This is a genomic window from Bradyrhizobium sp. ISRA464, from assembly GCF_029910095.1.
Classification (GTDB): Bacteria; Pseudomonadota; Alphaproteobacteria; order Rhizobiales; family Xanthobacteraceae; genus Bradyrhizobium.
On sequence record NZ_CP094526.1, the window covers coordinates 8357876 to 8374958 of the forward strand.

The 17083-nt window shown below is 60.6% G+C and carries 18 protein-coding genes; 11 read left to right on the forward strand and 7 right to left on the reverse strand.

The window, feature by feature from the left end:
• Positions 1-420 precede the first annotated feature (420 nt).
• Positions 421-2619, forward strand: a complete 2199-nt coding sequence (locus MTX19_RS38720) for an ABC transporter ATP-binding protein/permease (protein WP_280985769.1) — start codon at positions 421-423, stop codon at positions 2617-2619.
• Here the strand turns inward: MTX19_RS38720 and MTX19_RS38725 are convergent.
• Positions 2610-3311 carry an SH3 domain-containing protein gene (locus MTX19_RS38725; protein ID WP_280981855.1) on the reverse strand — a complete coding sequence of 234 codons (702 nt, stop codon included), beginning with the start codon at positions 3309-3311 and terminating at the stop codon, positions 2610-2612. The two genes, MTX19_RS38720 and MTX19_RS38725, sit on opposite strands and share 10 nt — an antisense overlap.
• 123 nt (positions 3312-3434) lie before the next feature.
• Positions 3435-4025 carry a hypothetical protein gene (locus MTX19_RS38730; RefSeq protein ID WP_280981856.1) on the reverse strand — a complete coding sequence of 197 codons (591 nt, stop codon included), beginning with the start codon at positions 4023-4025 and terminating at the stop codon, positions 3435-3437.
• Between the two features lie 27 nt (positions 4026-4052).
• On the opposite strand from MTX19_RS38730, the gene coxB reads away from it, so the two are divergent.
• Genes coxB through MTX19_RS38745 form a run of 3 tightly spaced genes read left to right on the forward strand, consistent with a single transcriptional unit; the run spans position 4053 to position 7678 of the window.
• The gene (gene coxB, locus MTX19_RS38735) at positions 4053-4970 is read left to right on the forward strand and encodes a cytochrome c oxidase subunit II (RefSeq protein ID WP_280985770.1); all 918 of its coding nucleotides are present in this window, start codon (positions 4053-4055) and stop codon (positions 4968-4970) included.
• Between the two features lie 18 nt (positions 4971-4988).
• Positions 4989-6599 carry a cytochrome c oxidase subunit I gene (ctaD, locus tag MTX19_RS38740; protein ID WP_280981859.1) on the forward strand — a complete coding sequence of 537 codons (1611 nt, stop codon included), beginning with the start codon at positions 4989-4991 and terminating at the stop codon, positions 6597-6599.
• 8 nt (positions 6600-6607) lie between these two features.
• On the forward strand, positions 6608-7678 hold the full coding sequence (locus MTX19_RS38745) for a cytochrome c oxidase assembly protein (RefSeq protein WP_280981860.1): 1071 nt from the start codon (positions 6608-6610) through the stop codon (positions 7676-7678).
• Between the two features lie 11 nt (positions 7679-7689).
• On the opposite strand, the gene MTX19_RS38750 is transcribed toward MTX19_RS38745, so the two are convergent.
• The 3 genes from MTX19_RS38750 to MTX19_RS38760 all read right to left on the reverse strand — a co-directional run bounded on the left by MTX19_RS38750 (position 7690) and on the right by MTX19_RS38760 (position 9814).
• Positions 7690-8358 carry an SCO family protein gene (locus MTX19_RS38750; RefSeq protein ID WP_280981861.1) on the reverse strand — a complete coding sequence of 223 codons (669 nt, stop codon included), beginning with the start codon at positions 8356-8358 and terminating at the stop codon, positions 7690-7692.
• Between the two features lie 366 nt (positions 8359-8724).
• Positions 8725-9288, reverse strand: coding sequence for a LemA family protein (locus MTX19_RS38755; RefSeq protein ID WP_280981862.1), 564 nt, complete (start codon positions 9286-9288; stop codon positions 8725-8727).
• Positions 9289-9436: 148 nt separating this feature from the next.
• Positions 9437-9814, reverse strand: a complete 378-nt coding sequence (locus MTX19_RS38760; RefSeq protein WP_280981863.1) for an SPW repeat protein — start codon at positions 9812-9814, stop codon at positions 9437-9439.
• 288 nt (positions 9815-10102) lie between these two features.
• Between MTX19_RS38760 and MTX19_RS38765 the strand changes: the two genes are divergently transcribed.
• The 4 genes from MTX19_RS38765 to MTX19_RS38780 are packed head-to-tail and all read left to right on the forward strand — an operon-like array spanning position 10103 to position 13888.
• Positions 10103-10333 carry a heavy metal-associated domain-containing protein gene (locus tag MTX19_RS38765; protein WP_280981864.1) on the forward strand — a complete coding sequence of 77 codons (231 nt, stop codon included), beginning with the start codon at positions 10103-10105 and terminating at the stop codon, positions 10331-10333.
• 24 nt (positions 10334-10357) lie between these two features.
• A complete protein-coding gene (locus tag MTX19_RS38770) occupies positions 10358-12835 on the forward strand; it encodes a heavy metal translocating P-type ATPase (protein WP_280981865.1) in 2478 nt (825 codons plus the stop codon).
• Positions 12836-12845: 10 nt separating this feature from the next.
• Positions 12846-13328, forward strand: a complete 483-nt coding sequence (gene cueR, locus MTX19_RS38775) for a Cu(I)-responsive transcriptional regulator (RefSeq protein WP_280984639.1) — start codon at positions 12846-12848, stop codon at positions 13326-13328.
• Between the two features lie 2 nt (positions 13329-13330).
• On the forward strand, positions 13331-13888 hold the full coding sequence (locus MTX19_RS38780) for a hypothetical protein (protein ID WP_280981866.1): 558 nt from the start codon (positions 13331-13333) through the stop codon (positions 13886-13888).
• A gap of 87 nt (positions 13889-13975) precedes the next feature.
• Here the strand turns inward: MTX19_RS38780 and nrtS are convergent, their stop codons facing one another.
• Together nrtS and MTX19_RS38790 are read right to left on the reverse strand one after the other, a co-directional pair.
• Positions 13976-14206 (reverse strand): nitrate/nitrite transporter NrtS, encoded by a 231-nt coding sequence (gene nrtS, locus MTX19_RS38785; protein WP_280981867.1) that lies wholly within the window; start codon positions 14204-14206, stop codon positions 13976-13978.
• A 17-nt stretch (positions 14207-14223) separates the two neighbouring features.
• On the reverse strand, positions 14224-14922 hold the full coding sequence (locus MTX19_RS38790) for a haloacid dehalogenase type II (RefSeq protein WP_280985771.1): 699 nt from the start codon (positions 14920-14922) through the stop codon (positions 14224-14226).
• Between the two features lie 352 nt (positions 14923-15274).
• On the opposite strand from MTX19_RS38790, the gene MTX19_RS38795 reads away from it, so the two are divergent.
• From MTX19_RS38795 to MTX19_RS38805, 3 genes are all read left to right on the forward strand, one after another.
• Positions 15275-15652 carry a hypothetical protein gene (locus MTX19_RS38795; RefSeq protein ID WP_280985772.1) on the forward strand — a complete coding sequence of 126 codons (378 nt, stop codon included), beginning with the start codon at positions 15275-15277 and terminating at the stop codon, positions 15650-15652.
• 199 nt (positions 15653-15851) lie between these two features.
• Positions 15852-16208, forward strand: coding sequence for a thioredoxin family protein (locus tag MTX19_RS38800; RefSeq protein ID WP_280981870.1), 357 nt, complete (start codon positions 15852-15854; stop codon positions 16206-16208).
• Positions 16209-16382: 174 nt separating this feature from the next.
• Positions 16383-16931, forward strand: a complete 549-nt coding sequence (locus MTX19_RS38805) for a cytochrome c biogenesis protein CcdA (protein WP_280984640.1) — start codon at positions 16383-16385, stop codon at positions 16929-16931.
• Positions 16932-17083 lie beyond the last annotated feature (152 nt).

Here is a 17083-nt window from a genome sequence, read left to right on the forward strand (position 1 = left end):
TCATAGTATTGTCGGACAAGCGCAGAAGCTTGGCTATGATGCGCCACAACACCATTCTATCGCGATCCATCAAGGAGACTGATCTCCTCTACAAAACTCCCGCCCCAGGCCGATCGTCGTTGAGCACGACGTGCCACCGCACTCGTGCTGCAGTCAGGGGATCACGGACGAAAGGTTCCATTAATTCCATGTCATGCCTGGCGGACCACGCGATCCGCGGGGAACCTTTGGTTGGACCGTTTGTTCTCGCGAGAAGAAAACGACAGCGACAGGCGATGCCGCACGAACGGACGACCGGAGCGCGGTACAACAAGCCTGTTTGCGCAGCCAACCCAGCCGGGTAGCGGGGTCGCGGGAGATCAAGGCAACACTGATCAGCGAAGCGGCAATGCCGACTGATCAGGCGCTGGCATCGAGGACTTGGAAAAAACCTCCATGAAACCGTTGAGCGTCGGCCTCGCCCTGACTGGCCTTATCGCGCTGCTTCAATCCGCAATTGAACAATCTCCTCCCGATGCGCTTCTCGCTGCGGTGGTCCTGATCAGCGCTTTGACGACTTTCCGTTCGACCGGGATATCGGCCTTTCTCAAGGTCTTCGTCGGCATCTTCTCGACCGAGACGATGATTTCTGGACTCGTCGTGATTGCCGGTCAGGGCGGCTTGTGGCCCGCCCCGTATGCCCACTATCTGCCGCCTGACACGCTGCCGCTGACGTTGGCGATCTTCTCGATCATCGTCTACGTCGTGGCGCAGCTCGGAACGGTGCGCCAGATCATGCAGATCGCCGACCGCTATTTCAATGCCGCCGAACTGGCGCCGGCGCGTGTCTGGCCGTTTCGCCCTTTCAATGCGCCCGAGCGGCGCGTCGCCGTCGCCCTCGTTGTTGCCCTCGTGCTTCTGAACCAGGCGGAGGTGGGTATCCTCATTCGGCTGAACTTCTTCAACCGCGCCTGGTTCGACGCCATACAAACCCGCAATGCGGCAGTGTTCTGGCAACAGCTGTTGCTCGTCTTCACGCCTTGGGCTTTCACATACGTAACGATGGCGGTTGTCGAGTTCTTCATGCGCTCAATGCTGGTCATCCGCTGGCGGCGCTGGTTGACGGACCATTTCGTATCGCGTTGGCTGACCCACCACAATCATTACAGGATCAGCCTCGTCGCCGGCCAGACCGACAATCCCGACCAGCGCATTGCCGAGGATATTTTCCGCTTCATCAACGGCGGCTCCGACGGGTCGGTCACGGCCTACGGCATCTACGATTTTTCCATTCTGCTCGTATCGACCGTCAGCTCATTCGTTTCCTTTGCCGTCGTGTTATGGGGCCTGTCGAAAGCGTTCACGCTCCCGGGCACAAACATCATTGTTCCCGGCTTTCTGTTCTGGGTCGCCCTGATCTACGCGGCCTGCGGAACGCTCATCACCCATCTTATCGGCCGGCCTCTGATCGGCCTCTACTTCGAGCGCCAGCACAGGGAAGCTGATTTCCGGTTTTCGCTTGCTCGACTTCGCGAATACACCGAGCAGGTCGCACTCTTGGGCGGAGAGATGGCAGAGAACAACGCGGTCGGGCATCGCTTCTCCGCGCTTATCGCAAACTACCTGGCCGTCATCTTTCGTCTCATGAGAGTCACGGCATTTACAGCCACGTTCGGCCAGCTCTCACCGATCATCCCTTTCGTCTTCACAGCGCCGTTCTATTTTGCCGGCAAGATCGAACTCGGTGTGATGACGCAGACCGCGCAAGCGTTCGGCCATGTGGCGACGGCGTTGACCTTCTTTGTGACCTATTACACCTATCTGGCGGCGTTCAAGTCGGTAGTCGATCGTCTGACCTCATTCGACGTCGCGATCGAACAAGCGCAAGCGCTCAAGGGCGCAGGACCGGCCCACGTCGCAAGCGCCGACGGCGAGCGCAAGATCGTCCTTGACGGCGTCGAGCTCTTGCTGCCGGACGGACGGCCTGTCGTTAGGACTGGCCATCTCGAATTGGCGGGCAGTGAAAGCGTGGCTATTTCCGGTCCATCAGGATCCGGCAAGTCGACATTGTTTCGCGCAATTGCGGGAATATGGCCCTACGGCGAAGGCCGCATCAGCGGTCCCGATGGCACAAACGCGATGGTCGTGCCGCCGAAGCCCTACCTTCCCATCGGCACGTTGCGCGCGGCCGTCAGCTATCCGGCGCTGCCCGGCAGCTACTCGGACGATGACATCCGCAGCGCGCTGGTCGACGCCCATCTCCCCAATCTCGTCGATCAGCTTGACCGCGAGGACGTCTGGTCACAACAATTGTCGAGCGGCGAGCAGCAGCGCGTGGCCATCGCACGCGCACTATTGATGCGGCCGGACTGGCTCTTCCTGGACGAATCGACGTCCGCCGTGGATGAGAAGCTGGAGGCCAAACTCTACGCCGTCCTGGCTCGTCGGCTGCCGAACTCGACCATCGTATCCATCGGACATCGCTCGGCGGTTGTCCGGCTGCATCAGCGGCATCTGGCGATGCGGTCCGCCGATGGCGACTTTATCCTTCGCGATGCCGCTGAGGGTGATTCCGTGGACACCGCATCCGGCAAGGTCATGAACGCCCCGCGGAGCGATTCACCCGGCCGTCAGCGATGATGACCGCCGCCAAAACCTGGTCCGCCAACATGGCGCATGCCTGCCCCGACGTGGCCCATGCTAGCCATGTGCGCGCCAAATCCACCCGGCATCGCGTGGCCGATGGCGCCCATCCGACCGGCAGCGAAGTGCGGCTCGCCGCCACGGGACGCAGCGAAACCATGCGCCGCGAACTGGGGCCGAGCGCCCAACGCACGCATGGGATGACCGATCTGACGGGTGGCGAACACGCGGGTCCCGCCAAGCCGGTAAGGCCCGGCCGACTCTCGATACTCGCCGCGATACTCGCCGCGCTCGTGTCTGAATTCGTGTCGGTGACCGACGAACCCAAATTCAAAGCCCTCGTCGGGGAGCCCAAAAGCGTAAGCAAATGGCTCATAGTACGCATACGGCCCGTAATAGCCGTAATACCCGTACGATGGGTAATAATACGGCTCGACTGCGGCTGTCTCGATGTCGAGATAGGCTCGGCTGGCATAGCCCTCCTCTCCGTCATAGGAGACTCGGCACCACCCGACGGCGCAGTCGGTCGCATTGACGGTGGCCCCCGCGGGCAGCGTAGCGATCACGGCGAACTCTGTTCCCGGGCCGTTTCGCAGGTTAACACTGGATTCGACGACCGCTGGCGCGGCCATGGCCGCTCCGGCGGAAAGTGCCACGAAGCTGACGCCGAGCAACAGGCGTTTCATCATGCACATCTCACTTCTTCCTCATACGTGAACACGCTTCAAAGAACAAACCCTGCCAAATTGCGTACGTTCCGGTGTTACCGATTTTCAATGTGTCTGACTGTCGAGACGGACGAATGCGGGTCATCACCAAACCGATAATTCACCACACAAGAACCACCCGGAGCGATCGGCTAGCCCGGATCGGGTCGGCACCGGATCGACGACGGGACCATTGGCCTCACTCACTATCGGCCGCTCCTGGCGAACTGCGGCTGGGGCAACAGGCAATTGCAATACTGTCGCCTCTTGCCCTGGGCGCAGAGCGGTGAGTAACACGATTTGCCCGTTCGGAAACTCGACAGCATCGTGATGCGTATCGGGCCAGCCCAGGTTGACCTGCCGAAAGCGCACCAGCCTTCCGGTCGCCTGCCTTTTCTCGAAGAACCTGAAAAGGGGCCAACCCCATTCAATGTCCTTCTCGAACACCAGCTCAGTACCGGGACGAAGGCACACGGCAACCCCCGGTTTACCGACTGCGGCAAAGCCACGCCTGGACGTGTAGGCGAAAGATGCGGTCACCCACCGCGTCGGCTTTCGATTAGACGAAGGACGAGGCACACTCGACGATTGGAGCGGCGCCACGCGGATCGCTTCAATCGAGAAAATCGTTCGCTCTGCCGCACGACTTCGTGAAGCGCCGCGATAGGCACGAGAAGTCTCCAGCAGCGTTTTCAATTTAGTCGGGGCCGAAGGTGGACACTCATGTCCAGAATGAAGAACGGTCTCGTCTTCCTCGTGATAACCCTGGCGGTGTGTGGCATCGCCTCGATGTTTGGCGTGGTTGCGAGCCAAGACTGGGTTCAGCGTGCTGACGCAAGCGGCGTCGGCAAGGTGGTCCTCGGCATGCCGGTCGACTGGGAATTGAATTTTCCGTACGCTGGCACACCGTTCGGACGAGACCTCTTCAGGTTCCACAACTTGTTATTCAGCGTCGACCTGGCCATCTGCTCGCTGGTTGCGATCCTGCTTTTTTATTCGGTCTGGCGTTTCCGAAAATCGAGAAACGCCGTGCCATCCGAGAGGACGCATAACACCCCCCTCGAGCTCCTATGGACTGTGCTTCCGGGCCTCGTCCTCGTGGGCATCGCCGTACCCTCGTTTAGCCTGGTCTATCGTTACAATGTCATTCCGGCGAGCGAGATGACACTGAAGGTCACGGGTCACCAATGGTATTGGGAATATCAGTATCCAACCAATGGCAATCTCGACATCACCAGCACGATCCTGCCGGACGCCAAGCTCAAATCGCAACAGGGTCAGAACAGTGTCCGCCTTCTCGCCGTCGACAACTACGCGGTCCTGCCGGTCGGGACAGTGATCCGCATCGAGGTCACTGGAGCCGACGTCATTCATTCGTTCATGGTCCCCTCACTCGGATTGCAGAAATACGCGATCCCGGGCCGCATCAACGAAATCTGGACGCGGATCGACCGAGAGGGAGATTACTACGGGCAGTGCTCCCAGCTTTGCGGGCAGAACCACGCTTTCATGCCGATCGGCATCCGGGCCGTTTCGAGGAAGGCCTTTGATGACTGGGTCAAAAAGCAGAAAGAGCAGAACGTGTCTCTGCTGGGCGTGCATGGGGCCGCGCCGGCAGGGGGAAACGCTCGCGTCGAATAAGGTTGCCGGAGGTTAAGCATGACCGAGGTCGCGTTACCTGAGCCTGCCAGCGAAGCGCCCGAATCCTTCGCGCAGCGCTGGCTTGAAGCCACCAACCACAAGAACATCGGCACGCTTTACCTTTGCGGGGCAACGCTCGCCGGTATCCTGGCGGTTGGCCTCTCCATCGTCATGCGCGTGGAGTTGCAATCCCCCGGCGTGCAATTCCTCAAGGACGCGGCCGGCAATCCTGACGGGCAACTCTACAATGTGATCGTGACCGCCCACGGCCTCTTGATGATGTTCTTTGTCATCATCCCTGCGATGTTCGGCGGGTTCGGCAACTATTTCGTGCCGTTGATGATCGGCGCGCCGGACATGGCGTTCCCGCGCTTGAACAATCTGAGTTTCTGGCTCTTCATCGCCGGCCTGGTCATGCTGATATCGTCGCTCCTGGTTGGAAGCGGCCCAGGTACGGGGTGGACTCTTTACCCGCCCCTGGCTTCACTCACCGGGCAGCCGGGCCCTTCCGTAGACATGGCGATCCTGTCGATCCATTTGTCTGGAGCTTCTTCGATCCTGGCTTCGATCAACTTCATCACCACCATCCTGAACATGCGCGCACCGGGGATGCATCTGTTCAAGATGCCGCTCTTTCCGTGGGCCATCCTTTGCACTGCCATCCTGATGATTATCTCGATCCCGGTTCTGGCCGGCGCCATCACGATGCTTCTCGTCGACCGCAATTTTGGTACCGCTTTTTTTGACCCCACCGAAGGGGGCGATCCCATGGTGTTTCAAAACCTGTTTTGGTTCTTCGGACACCCGGAAGTCTATATGATGATCCTTCCAGCCTTCGGCGTGATCAGCCAGGTCATCGCCACCTTCAGCGGCAAGCCCATATTCGGCTATGTCGGCATGGTCTTTGCGCTGGTGGGCATCACACTGATCAGCTTCATCGTCTGGGCTCACCACATGTTCGTCACCGGGATCAGCCTGGAGGCGCAACTCTTCTTCTCGTTTGCCTCCATGGTCATCGCGGTACCTACCGGCATCAAGGTATTTTCCTGGATCGCCACCACTTGGGGAGGCTCGCTTGACTTGCGCACTCCGATGTTGTGGGCCCTTGGCTTCATTTTCGTCTTTACAGTGGGCGGGGTCACCGGTGTCAATCTCGCCAGCGCGAGCTTCGACGTCGCCGCACACAATACCTACTATGTTGTCGCGCACTTCCACTATGTCATGTCACTCGGCGCCGCCTTCGGCCTCTTCGCCGGCTTGTACTACTGGATCGGCAAAATCAGCGGCCGGCAATATCCGGAATGGGCAGGCAAGCTCCATTTCTGGGCGACCTTTGTCAGCGTCAACCTGACCTTCTTCCCGATGCACATGCTAGGCGCGGAGGGCATGCCGCGCCGCGTGATCGACTATCCCCAAGCCTTTGCCGGCTGGAATTTCATCAGCTCGATTGGCGCCTATCTCGGCGCAATTTCCTTCGTATTCGGTCTTGGCGTGTTTGCGTACACCCTGCTCGCGGGCCGGCACGTCCATGAGGCCAACTATTGGGGCGCCGGCGCCACCACACTCGAATGGAGCTTGCCATCCCCGCCTCCCTACCACACGTTCGAAACGCTGCCGCTCATTCGCTAGGCGCTTCAATGGAGATGACCGCGACGGACAGGATCAACAGAGACACCACGCCTTGGCGTCCTGCAAAGAACGCAGCGGAGGACGCGCATCGAGCCGGCAACCGCGAGGAGCCGCCGGCCGGTCGCACCACCGCCGTCGAGTGGAGCGACCTGGTGGCCGGCACCCTGCTGATCGTCACCGCCTTTCTCTTTTGGTGGCTAAGCGCCGCTCATGCCTCGGCCATGCCTCTCTGGGCGCCGTGGGACTTCTCCTGGGTTGAGTTCGTAAGCACTTGGCTCGTGATATGGTGGTTTGCCCGCGGTCTCGTCCGCACGGAAGCGCCGAACAGGCCTTCGCCGATACAGCGGATAGGCTTTCTAGCCGGTACGCTTGCGATCTATTCGGTACTGCAGACGCATTTCGAGTACGCAGCCCAGCATATGTTCGTGCTCAATCGGATCCAGCATGTCGTGATGCATCATCTGGGGCCTTTGCTGATCGCACTTTCCTGGCCGGGCGCGACAATCGCTCACGGCATGCCACGGACACTGCGCGCGTTGGCGCGGCATCATCTGGTACTACGCGCCGTCAACCTTGTGCAGCAACCGATTCTCGCTGCGACGCTGTTCGTAGGCATCATCTTCTTCTGGCTGATTCCAGCGGTGCATTTCCGTGCCATGCTCGATCCCCGCCTATTCGCGATCATGAATTGGAGCATGGTTGTCGACGGGATCCTGTTTTGGTGCCTTGTCCTCGATCCCCGCCCCTCACCGCCTGCCCGCACCTCCTTTGCCGTCAGGGCGATGCTCGCCATCGGCGTCATGTTTCCACAGATTCTCGGCGGCGCTCTGATCGCATTCAGCCGCCGCGACCTCTATCCCAGTTACGATCTGTGCGGTCGCCTATTTCCCGGGATTGGTGCTTTGGCAGATCAGACGCTCGGCGGCCTCGTGATATGGATTCCGCCGGCAATGATGAGCGTGCTTGCGTTAATCCTGGTCCTGAATGCATCGCGACGTTACAGTGAAGCGCAGCAGGAGAGCAGCGGCCACGCTCGGTTGTGCTCGACCTCTATCGAGGCAAGGCTTTGGACTGGATGACGGGCCTCCGGTCAAGAAATGTGCAGGAGATGTGCGAGCCATTCCCGCTCGGATGGCGCGGCGAGAACATTGCGCACATCCTGCGTCATTGCTTTCAGGTCGCGAGGCGCAGGTCTTTCCAGCCCTGCGAACAGCCGCTTCACGTTTCCTTCCCTGTCGAACAAATAGACGCCTGTGCCGTGCGTCACCTCATAATCGCCAGTCCCCGCAATCGGCTTGACGGAGTAGGCGACGCGATAGCGCTTCGCAAGCGCTGCAAGCTGATCAGGTGTGCCCCGCAAACCGACAATCTGCGGCGCAAAGGAACTTGTATACTGCTTCAAGGCGTCCAGGCTGTCGCGGTTGGGATCGATCGTGACGAACAGGACGCGAATCTGATCGGCGAGTGTGCCGAGATTGCCAAGCATCGTCGTCAGGTTGAAAAGCGTCATCGGGCATATGTCAGGGCAGGAAGTATAACCAAAGTATAGGAGAACGACCTTTCCACGATAGTCGGCAGCCGTTACTTCCCGACCATCGGCGGCCCGGCGCATCGTGAAGGCCAGCTGAGGCAAACTGCCTGAGATATCGACTGAAGATCCTGTATTCGGGGCGTTGTCCTCGCTGCATCCGGAGAGAACGGCAAAGCACATTCCTGCACCCAATAGCCGGAAGAAAGTCCGGCGCGTTGGAACTGTCATTCGAGGTGCCATCATAAACCGGGGTGCCATGCGATTATAAACGACCGCGGGTTGCTCGAGTTCCACCCATGAGGTGTCTGCCGAGCGAGGCGCAGGCCGGGCTTGCGCCCAACTTCGCAAGCACCTGGCGCTCCCCCGCACAAGGGCCGCGGTTCAGTTTCGCGCCGTTCTCATAGGCCGGGGACAACACCCAAGCGCAATGCGAATTTGCGTGCGTTAAGCAAGCGACTCCATGCGCATCATAATCTTTGCCCTCGTGGCACTCTAGTATGGCTTGATGATAGCCCTGTGCACCGAAATCGGCACCCTGCACGGGCCTCGCTTGCTGCGCTGGTGACCGCCGTCGCTCGAAGTTTACCCAAGGTCTCAAAACCTTACTTGCGGCGCCTCGTCGACCACTCGGCGTTCATTGCCAACGCCAAAGAATTCGTGCGGTGCAAAGCCAAGAGCGCGCGCAACCAGCATGGTGGGAAGTTGCTGGATCATACTGTTATACCCCTGCACCATGGCATTGAATGCTCGGCGTGCGGCCGCGAGCCTGTTCTCGATAGTGGTCAATTCGGCCTGAAGTTGCTGGAAATTGCTGTTCGCCTTGAGGTTCGGATAAGCCTCCGCCAACGCGAACAATTGGCGCAACGCACCGCCCAACGTGGATTCGGCCTCTGCCTTTGCCGCAGAGCCTCGCGCCGCCACTGCGGCGTTCCTCGCCTGCACCACCGCGTCGAGGGTGCCGCGCTCATGGCCGGCGTAGCCTTTCACGGCTTCGACGAGGTTGGTGACAAGATCATGACGCTGCCTAAGCTGAACGTCGATATCGGCGAAAGCCTGATTACATTGCTGGCGCAGCGCGACGAGCCGGTTGTAGCTCGCAAAGCCGAGCAGCACGACGACCACCACGAGGGTAAGAATGATCCATGCGGAAATGGACATGGCAGGGCTCTCAGGCTGCTGTCGCTCCATAGCGTAGCGCGGGCGCAGCGGGAGTCTATCCCGAATGCTTCAACTGAATGCGAAGAGATCCCCGCGCTCTCGAGAGTTGGTCTCACAAGAGCACGGGGAAATTATGCGCATATTCACATCACTGCTGGGTGCTTGGCCGAGCGGGAAGCTCATAGAGCTCCCAGCCCGCTATGCAGAGAACGAGGATACCGACGATCAAAGCGTTCCGCATGGTCACCTGATCACCGCTGAAGCGAAGGAGCCAGGGTGAGATGGCGACCCAAAGGCCGAGCACAACATTGGTCCATTCCTCCCACCTCTGTACCTCGTACAAGGCCACTGCGGCGAGGACCGCGATGATAGCCCCGAAGATCCAAGCGTTCCAAGCCGCTGCCGTCGCACCAGTGAAGTGCAGCAGCCAAGGTGAAGCGAAGAGCCAAAGCCCCAGGATCAGGTTCGCCCAATCCTGCCAGGCATTGGACTGCCTGTCTCCACGCGGAGTTCCATATGAAGTCATGACTAGCCTCCACTCGTTAGAGATTCTGCCCAACGTTCGGGTGTCCTGGAACGTAGTGTTTCCCGTAAATGGAAGGTCAAGGCACAGCCTCGTCCGGTTTACCGACGCGCGAGGCTCTCAGGGGGCGCCTACGCGAGGGATGCCGCGACTAGGGGCCACAGGCTCTGTTGCATGCCGAGTTCTCAGTCCATGAACCCTCACACCTACTTTTTCTTTCCTGCGCCTTGACCTTCCAGCGACTGGAAGGTGCACATTCCACCTAACAGGAATGTATGTGGGAAGCCTGCCATGAATGGATCTGCCGATATTCGAGCCCCGGGTGCCGTAACGCTCGCGATCCAAGGGATGACTTGCAGCGGTTGCGCGCGGACAGTCGAGCGAGTGCTGCGACGGGTACCTGGCGTGGACAACGCGACCGTCGACTTCGATCTCGGTCTCGCTGTCGTGAATGGAGCGGCCACCCCGGCGGCGCTGATCGCCGCAGTCGAGGGCGCAGGGTACGGCGCCTCAAAAGCCTGAACGTCCTTAATGTGGGTGCAACAAATGGAACGAACAAAGAGCACCGCCCAATCGGCGGCCGTTGAACGAAAACATGTCGTTCTGCCCATCGAAGGCATGAGCTGCGCGACCTGCGCCGGACGGGTCGAGAAGGCGATTTCAGCGTTGCCGGGAGTAACGGCAACCGTAAACCTCGCGAGCGAGCACGCAGATGTCGAGTACGACGGCTCCCAGGTGAGCCCCGTCGCCCTCGCCGAAGCCGTGGTGGGCGCTGGCTACGAGGTGCGACGGGAAACCCGCAAGCTTGCGATTTCGGACATGAGCTGCGCCACCTGCGCCGGGCGTGTTGAAGCGGCCCTCAAGCAGGTGCCGGGTGTCACGCACTCGGAAGTGAACCTCGCGAGCGAGAAGGCAGCCGTCGAGGGCATTGCAGGCGTCTTGCGACCATCCGATCTGATTGCCGCAGTACGGAAGGCCGGCTACGGCGCCGAATTGCTGACCGGTGATCGCGAACGCGATGAAGCGATCGTCGCGGCCGAAGACCGGCGGCTTCGGCGCGAGACATGGCGGATCATCGCCGCGGTCGTGCTGAGCGCGCCGTTACTGTTGCCGATGTTCGGGATGATGCTGCCTGGATGGCTGCAGTTCGCGCTCGCCACCCCCGTCCAGTTCGGCGTCGGCTGGCGGTTTTACATAGGCGCATGGCGAGCCCTGCGGGCCCGCACTGGCAATATGGACCTCCTGGTGTCGCTCGGCACCTCGGCCGCATATTTCTACAGCGTTTACCTGATGCTCGCCGGTCCGCCGGGCGGTCACCTCTACTTTGAGGCGGCGGCCGTGGTCATCGCCTTGATCATGGTCGGTCGTTGGCTTGAGGTCCGCGCCAAGCGCTCGACCACCGCTGCTATCCGGGCGCTCATGTCGCTGCGCCCGGAGCGCGCGCGGATCGAGCGCGACGGCGGCGAGATCGAGGTGCCGGTCGCCGATGTTGCCGTCGGCGAGATCGTGGTGGTGCGGCCTGGAGAAAGAATTCCAGTCGACGCCACAGTACTGACCGGACGGAGCGAGGTCGATGAGAGCCTGCTGACAGGTGAAAGCCTGCCGGTGCCGAAGGCCGCCGGCGACAAGATCATCGGAGGGTCGATCAACGGCAGCGGTCTCCTCCGGGCTCAGGCGAGCGCGGTCGGCGAACAGTCGAGCCTGTCGCGGATCATCGCCTTGGTGGAGCACGCCCAAACGAAGAAGCCGCCGGTGCAGCGCTTGGTCGATCGCGTTGCTGCGGTCTTCGTGCCGATCGTGCTGGCAATCGCCCTGGCGGCCTTTTTGGGCTGGTGGCTGATGGTCGGAGATATGACGGCGGGCGTCGTTGCCGCGGTTTCGGTGCTGGTCATCGCCTGCCCTTGCTCGCTCGGCCTCGCAACGCCAACTGCGCTGATGGTCGGCACGGGTGCTGCGGCGAAAGCAGGCATCCTGATCCGCGACGCCGAGGCGCTCGAGCGCACGCACCGGCTTGATACGATCATCTTCGACAAGACCGGCATGATCACCGAAGGCAGGCCCGCGGTCACGGAAATTGTCTGCCACGGCGTCGATGAAGCGCAGCTGCTGGCGCTCTCAGGTGCTGCCCAGACCGGCAGTGAGCATCCGCTCGCCAGGGCCGTGCTGATGAAAGCAAAGGGACTGAGCTTCCCGAAGCTCGTGGATTTCCAGAGCCACACCGGCCTTGGGCTGACGGCCAACGTCGACGGGCGCAGGATCGTGATCGGCAACCGCCGGCTCATGGCTGAGCACGGCGTGAGCCTCGATCCGCTCGTTGCCGAGGCCGCTCGCCTAGAGGAGCGAGGCCGCACGGTCATGTGGGTCGCCGAGCTCACCACCTCAGCCGAATTGCTGGGCATCATTGCCGTAGCCGATCCGGTGAAGCCGACGGCGAGCGACGCCGTGCGGCACCTGCACGATATCGGAATCGAGACCGTTTTGTTGACGGGCGACAACGAGCGGACCGCTGCGGCCGTCGCGGCTCAGGTCGGGATCGACCGCGTGCTCGCGGGCGTTCTTCCCGGCGAGAAGTCGAACGAGGTGCAGCGGCTGCAGAAGGAAGGCAGGCGAGTCGGCATGGTCGGGGACGGCGTCAACGACGCGCCGGCACTCGCCGCAGCTGATGTTGGTATCGCGATGGGTACCGGTGCTGACGTCGCGATGGAGACCGCGGGAATCACGCTGATGCGCGGCGATCCGCTGCTGGTCGGGAATGCAATCTCGGTGAGCCGAGCAACCTACAACAAGATTCGGCAGGGCCTGTTCTGGGCCTTCATCTACAATGTGGTGGGCCTGCCGCTTGCCGCCTTCGGGCTGCTCAGTCCAGTGATCGCGGGCGCAGCGATGGCTCTGTCCTCGGTGAGCGTGGTGACGAACGCGCTGCTATTGCGTCGCTGGCGGCCGGCTGGCGTCGGCAAGGCGTCGCGTGTTGTCAAGCCATCTGACCCGGCGCTCACCGCGGTAACCCAAGTTGGAGGACCGTAAGATGGATGCGATGACGATCGGCCAGGCGGCGCAGCGCTCGGGCGTACCGCCGAAGACCATCCGCTACTACGAAAGTGTGGGGCTCGTCAGCCCGGCGGCGCGCGGAGAGAACAAGTATCGCGCCTACGGCGACAAGGAGGTCGAGATCCTCCGCTTCATCAATCGCGCAAGAGGCCTTGGTTTCTCGCTCCAGGAAGTGGAGGAACTCCTTGCACTCTACCGCGACCGCAGGCGGCCAAGTCCCGAGGTGAAACGCCTTACGCTGCGCCACATTGACGATCTCGATCGCAAGATCGCCGAGTTGCAAACGATCAAGAAGGCCCTTCTGCACCTCGCCGAAAAATGCCGGGGCGACGACAGGCCAGACTGCCCGATCCTGGATGATCTTCAGTCCGGCCGCGCGCTGTCAGCCGCGGCGTCGGCGCGAGGCCGCCGAATCCGACCTCGCGCGGCGGGAGCGTCGAACGCCAATCGAGCGAATCATTGGAGATAAAGATGCCGGTCATGCACCGTAGGTCATTGCTCAAGGGAGTGCTCGCCGCCGCTGGAACTGTCATCAGCTTCCTGCTCGCCCGGTTCGGCCGCGCCCAGACCATGATGCCCGGCATGGGCGGAATGATGGAAGACCATATGGGCGGCATGATGAGAGGCGGCATGGGCGACATGATGGGCCCGATGCGGACCGGCATGCAGCTCTTTCGCCGCCACGCCGCAATCCACCGCAAAGTGACGGCTCTCTCGGACGGTGTCCGGACCGTCACCGAATCGGACGATCCGGAAGTGGCTGCGCTCATTCAGAAGCATGTCGCCGACATGTACACGCGGATCGATCAGGATCGGCCGTTTGCATATCCGATGAGCCGAACAGTGCCGGTGCTGTTTCAGAACACCGGTCGGTATAGCCGGCAATTGGAGGTGACACCAAAGGGCGTCGCAATAACCGAGACGGCGTCAGATCCCGACATGATCGAGCTTATCAAGGCGCACGCGCGCGAGATTACCGGCTTTGTCGATGAGGGCATGCCGGCGATCATGCGGAACATGATGCAGTAGAGGTGGCTCCTGGCGCGGCGTCCTGGGGTTTCGTTGATAAGGCAACTCCGGCGCAGGACTTTTCAGATCGGGGCAACAAGAGCATCACTATTGGCGGATCTTGCGCATTTGGAACGAGACCGCTCCATAGGTGCAAACAGCATACGGGACGAAGTAAGTCAGAATGATCTTGATCCAATTGATTGGCGTTGCGCCAAAGAGTGCGTCGCCTTGATTGATGACGTTCAGCACCGTCCCAACAACAAGAGCAACTAGAAATGAACGGCGAGGCACGCCATCGGAGAACGCACAACGACAAGCGAGCCTCAACATCGACATTTATCTCCCACTTGCCTTTACATTTGTCGGATCGCTCCGACGATTCTCGGCAGTTCGGCTAGCGTTTCGATTTCGTGGTCGGGGTTTCCGGGCAGACGCTCTTTGCGTTGTCGGTAGCGATTGCACCAGACGACCTTCATCCCGAAGGACGATGCGGCGTAGGCATCCCAGGCGTTGGAAGACTGAAAAGAGATTTGCGAGGCTGGAATGCCCAGTTGATCAACCGCGAGCTGATAGACTCGAGGATCCGGCTTGTAGACGCCAACTTCCTCGACCGACAGTACCGCATCAAGCAAGCTGTCGATCCGCGCATTCTTTACGGCCGAATCGAGCATTGCGGGCGTTCCGTTCGACAGGATCGCGGTTTTTGAACCAGCAGCCTTCAGCTGCTCGAGAACGCTTTGCACTTCCGGGAACGTGTCGAGCGTCAAATAGAGCTCCATCAAACGATCGCGGAGCCCCTTTCGATCCAGCATCAGGGTCTCCAACGAAAAGTCCAAAGCATCGCCCGTGACCTGCCAGAAATCAGCGTGACATCCTTGCGCGGCGCGAAGCCAGGTGTATTGAAGCTGCTTTTCGCGCCAAAGGGTGGTCAACTTGTCGAAGCTATCGCCAAGTACGTCGCGGCAGCGGCGCGCGGCGGACGCAAAGTCGAATAGCGTTCCGTAAGCATCGAAGACACAGGCCCGCACGGCGCCTGACAAGTTCGTGCTCATAGCCTTACCTCCGTCGATCTCCAGACGGTCGAGCTTTTGGCGCAGCGCGGCATTGTTGAACCCAGCTGCCGCTCAGGTCCTATCCCACCCCGGAACCGCAAGTCGCGCTTTAGACCCGTTCGTTCTTGGCCCGCCGAATGTTACGTCGGTATCGACCGATCTTATGGGTAAGCCGAATCTTATGGGTAAGCCGAAGTCGGCGCTAGGCGTTGGCGGGGTGGCTGCTATCGCACCGCGAGATTCCCCCTGACGGCGACCTCCTCGGGTAACCTTCCCGCGTCAGGAGCGAACTTATAAGAGCGAAGTCCCCGCCAATGCGCTGGGCTCCACGGGGTCGGCACCAAAATGGAAAGTGCTCGGTTCGAGGCAATGGAGCGGAAACGACATGCGTACAACATCTCCGCGCTCTGTCCGCATCACCCATCGATCGAGCGGCGAGGTCATTGCCGAAGGGCCGCTCGGTCTTTGGGGCATCACGCCGTTTGAAGGAAATCTCTACATCAGGCGCAAATACCTGAGGACGAGCCACCTGCGACCAAACTGGGTGCCGGGACTTTGCATCTATAAATTTCTGTACGTTTGGCTTGATCTGCGGCTCCCCAACGGAGCGCGTGAGCCGTTTGTCGGATGGATGTACTGGCTGCCGAATCCGCTGCTGCCGTTCATCGCGTTCCGGCCCGCCGTTCCTCGCATATCGCCGGCGCTTCAGGTCGAAGAGATTTTGGGATGAAGTGAGCAGATTCGAGGTTCTTTCCAGTGGTGACCAGGCGATCCGGCCCTGCTCCGGTCTATCCCAATGCAAATGTCCCGTCGCGGTACGATGGCAGAGTCTTTAAGGCCTCAAGGTAACATTTTCGGTACTCCGAGCGAACTGTCCGTAGGGTATCCGACGGAGATCGACAGATATGCTTTCAAAACACTCTACAGCTTTGCTGGTCGCGGCGACGCTTCTTACCTCGTCGGTCGTCGCTTGGGCAGAACAGCCGTTCGACGCCAAAGCATTTCAATCCGCACAGGCTGGGGAAAAGGCCATCCTTGTGGACGTCACCGCGTCCTGGTGTCCGACCTGCAAGCAGCAGCGGCCGATCGTCGAGCAGATCGAGAAAGAAAAGCCGGATCTGGTTGTCTACGAAGTCGATTTCGATACAGCAAAGGACATCTTGAAGCAGTTCCGTGTCCAGCACCAGAGCACGCTGATCGTCTTCCACGGCGCGAAGGAGGTTGCGCGCTCAACCGGCGAAACCGATCCCGCGATCATTCGCGCAATGATCGCCAAGGCATTCTGACGGTGTTCGGTATCAGTAACGTGGTACTCGGCTACACTGCCGGCGCGTTATCGACGTTGTCGCCCTGCGTGCTGCCTATTCTGCCCATCGTCCTTTTCGGGGTGATCGAGCGCATGGGGACCGCTAGCGCTGGCCGCGGGACTTTCGACCTCTTTCGCAGCCGTCGGAATTGTCATCGCATCGATCGGCTTCAGCGTCGGAGTCGATGAATCGACGCTGCGCCTCGTCGTTGCGGCTCTGTTGGCGGGCGTCGGAATCGTGCTTCTCGTTCCTGCGCTTCAGGGCAGGCTGGCAACCATCGCTACGCCAGTCGCGACAAGGGGCCAGGTACTGCTTGACCGACTTCACCCGTCGGGGATCGGAGGCCAGTTCGTCCTTGGCGCTCTGCTCGGAGTGATCTGGTCTCCTTGTTCAGGTCCGACGCTTGGGGCGGCGGTCGGATTGGCAGCTCAGGGCAATAGCGTCACGAACGCCGCGGCCACCATGATCAGCTTCGGTCTCGGCGCCGCAACGCCGATCCTGGCTCTCGCTTACGGCTCAAGGCAAGCCATCTTCGCGCGCCGCGATTGGCTGGCGCGCGTGTCGCACATCGGAAAGCCTCTGATGGGCGCGGCCTTCGTTGGCATCGGCGCCTTTGTCCTTACCGGCCTCGACAAGATCGTCGAGACCGCCCTGACGCGCGCCATGCCAGACTGGCTGGTCACCGTGACGACGCGGTTATGAGGCCGCCGCGAATCTTTTTCGCCCCTTGACTCAGTACTACGGTACGGACCCCATTCTCCGTATCGAGGTGAGACCATGCGAGATCTAACGATCGCAAAAGCCGCACGGGAGGCTGACCTCGGCTTCCTTCCGATTGCCCGCATCCGGTTCGA

Coding starts and splice junctions, on each gene's coding strand:
- MTX19_RS38770 (WP_280981865.1), top strand. CDS start 10,358: ATGGAACGAACAAAGAGCACCGCCCAATCGGCGGCCGTTGAACGAAAA.
- MTX19_RS38765 (WP_280981864.1), top strand. CDS start 10,103: ATGAATGGATCTGCCGATATTCGAGCCCCGGGTGCCGTAACGCTCGCG.
- MTX19_RS38745 (WP_280981860.1), top strand. CDS start 6,608: ATGGAGATGACCGCGACGGACAGGATCAACAGAGACACCACGCCTTGG.
- MTX19_RS38750 (WP_280981861.1), bottom strand. CDS start 8,358: ATGACAGTTCCAACGCGCCGGACTTTCTTCCGGCTATTGGGTGCAGGA.
- MTX19_RS38725 (WP_280981855.1), bottom strand. CDS start 3,311: ATGATGAAACGCCTGTTGCTCGGCGTCAGCTTCGTGGCACTTTCCGCC.
- MTX19_RS38790 (WP_280985771.1), bottom strand. CDS start 14,922: ATGAGCACGAACTTGTCAGGCGCCGTGCGGGCCTGTGTCTTCGATGCT.
- ctaD (WP_280981859.1), top strand. CDS start 4,989: ATGACCGAGGTCGCGTTACCTGAGCCTGCCAGCGAAGCGCCCGAATCC.
- MTX19_RS38755 (WP_280981862.1), bottom strand. CDS start 9,288: ATGTCCATTTCCGCATGGATCATTCTTACCCTCGTGGTGGTCGTCGTG.
- nrtS (WP_280981867.1), bottom strand. CDS start 14,206: ATGTCGATGTTGAGGCTCGCTTGTCGTTGTGCGTTCTCCGATGGCGTG.
- cueR (WP_280984639.1), top strand. CDS start 12,846: ATGACGATCGGCCAGGCGGCGCAGCGCTCGGGCGTACCGCCGAAGACC.
- MTX19_RS38780 (WP_280981866.1), top strand. CDS start 13,331: ATGCCGGTCATGCACCGTAGGTCATTGCTCAAGGGAGTGCTCGCCGCC.
- MTX19_RS38760 (WP_280981863.1), bottom strand. CDS start 9,814: ATGACTTCATATGGAACTCCGCGTGGAGACAGGCAGTCCAATGCCTGG.
- coxB (WP_280985770.1), top strand. CDS start 4,053: ATGTCCAGAATGAAGAACGGTCTCGTCTTCCTCGTGATAACCCTGGCG.